2 protein-coding genes are annotated in these 2,040 nt (G+C 69.7%); both read left to right on the top strand.

Annotated elements, in window-relative coordinates:
• The coding region (locus HUK84_RS16130; RefSeq protein WP_176641195.1) for an aspartate kinase at positions 1–857 on the top strand (857 nt) is incomplete at its 5' end.
• Between the two features lie 5 nt (positions 858–862).
• Positions 863–1,975: an NAD(P)H-dependent flavin oxidoreductase gene (locus tag HUK84_RS16125; RefSeq protein ID WP_176641196.1), complete on the top strand. Its 1,113-nt coding sequence runs from the start codon at positions 863–865 to the stop codon at positions 1,973–1,975.
• Positions 1,976–2,040: the final 65 nt, after the last annotated feature.

Raw genomic sequence — 2,040 nt, 5'->3', positions numbered from 1 at the left:
AGGTGCCCGTGATGGCCGGCTTCCAGGGCCTGGGCCCCGACGGCCGGGTCACCACCCTCGGCCGCGGCGGGTCGGACACCTCGGCCGTGGCGCTGGCCGCGGCGATCCAGGCCGACCGGTGCGACATCTACACCGATGTCGACGGAATCTACACCACCGACCCCCGCATTGTTGCGAGGGCGCGCAAGCTGGATAAGATCACGTACGAAGAGATGCTCGAACTGGCGTCGGTGGGCGCCAAGGTGCTGCAGACCCGCAGCGTCGAACTGGCGATGAAGGAACGCGTCCGGGTGCAGGTCCTGTCCAGCTTCGTCGACGGTCCCGCCCCGGCGGAAGGCAGCCTGCCCGGTTCATTAGTGGTTGATGAGGACGAAATCGTGGAAAAGGAACTGGTCGCCGGCATCGCCTACTCGCGCGACGAAGCCAAGCTGTCCGTCAGAAGCATCCCCGACCGTCCCGGCATCGCGGCGGCGATCTTCGGCCCGCTGACGGCGGCCAACGTGAACGTGGACATGATCGTGCAGAGCACGGGGGCCGACGGCCTGACCAACATGACCTTCACCACCGGCAAGACCGACCTGGCCCGCGCCATCCAGGCGCTCGAGGCCGCGAAGGGCGTGATCCAGTACGGCGAACTGGTCACCGACGACGACGTCGTGAAGATCAGCGTGGTCGGGGTCGGCATGCGCTCGCATGCCGGGGTCGCCAACACGATGTTCCGCACCCTGTCTGATCGCAACATCAACATCCAGGTCATCTCGACCAGCGAGATCAAGGTATCCGTCCTGATCGCATCGGAATATACCGAACTGGCGGTGCGCGCCCTGCACACCGCCTACGGTCTCGACGCGGCCTGACGATGATGGACGATTTTTCCCCGCCCCCCGAGGGCAACGAACAGGCCCACGACACGGCGGCGCCTGACGCCGCGCATGACACCGCTCGTTCTGCCGCGCGCGCGCGGCTCGACCGCCTCTGGTCCGCCGGCACGGGCTTCCTCGGCAGCCGCTACGCCATCCTCGGCGGCGCCATGTCGTGGGTCAGCGAACGCAACCTGGTCTCGGCCATCTCCAATGCCGGCGGGTTCGGCGTGCTGGCCTGCGGCGCGATGGAACCCGACCGCCTGGCCGAGGAAATCGCCGCCACCCAGGCGATGACCAGCCGCCCCTTCGGCGTCAACCTGATCACCATGCATCCCAGGCTGGACGACCTGGTCCGCGTCTGCCTCGCGGCGAAGGTGACGCATGTCGTCCTGGCCGGCGGCATCCCCCCCGGTCCGGCGATCCGCGCGATCAAGGACGGCGGCGCGCGGGCCATCGCCTTCGCCCCGGCGCTGGTCCTGGCCAAGCGTCTGGTCCGCATGGGCGTGGACGCCCTGGTAATCGAGGGCGCCGAGGCCGGCGGCCATATCGGCCCGGTCTCGCTGACCGTCCTGGCGCAGGAGGTCCTGCCCTTCATCCGCTCGGTGCCGGTCTTCGTCGCGGGCGGCCTGGGCCGGGGCGAGGCCATCCTGTCCTATCTCGAACAGGGTGCGGCCGGCGCGCAGCTCGGCACCCGCTTCGCCGCCTCGGCCGAAAGCATCGCGCATGACCGCTTCAAGGCCGCCTTCGTCCGCGCCAACGCGCGCGACGCGGTCGCCTCCATCCAGCTCGACGAACGCTTCCCCGTCATCCCGGTCCGCGGCCTGACCAACGAGGGCACGCGCGCCTTCCTGCGCCACCAGGGCGAAACGGTCCGCCGCTTCCTCGACGGCGAATTCACGCGGGAGCAAGCCCAGCTCGAGATCGAGCATTTCTGGGCCGGCTCGCTGCGCCGCGCCGTCATCGACGGCGACGTGGAAAACGGCTCGGTCATGGCCGGACAATCGGTCGGCATGATCAGCGCGGTCCAGCCGGTCGCGGCCATCATCGCCGAACTGGTCGAACAGGCCGTCGACGCGCTGGTGCGGCGCGACAATCCGGCGGAGGAGATGTGAGCGAGGGCGCCGCCGCCTCATCCACGGCCGGCGCGTCCCGCCCGGCCGAACCGCCCGGCGGCGTC

The sequence above is a fragment of the Nguyenibacter vanlangensis genome, from assembly GCF_013376155.1.
GTDB lineage: Bacteria > Pseudomonadota > Alphaproteobacteria > Acetobacterales > Acetobacteraceae > Gluconacetobacter > Gluconacetobacter vanlangensis.
Note: the sequence above shows the minus strand (reverse complement) of the source record. Positions and strands in the feature narration are given on the sequence as shown.

Coding starts and splice junctions, on each gene's coding strand:
- HUK84_RS16125 (WP_176641196.1), top strand. CDS start 863: ATGGACGATTTTTCCCCGCCCCCCGAGGGCAACGAACAGGCCCACGAC.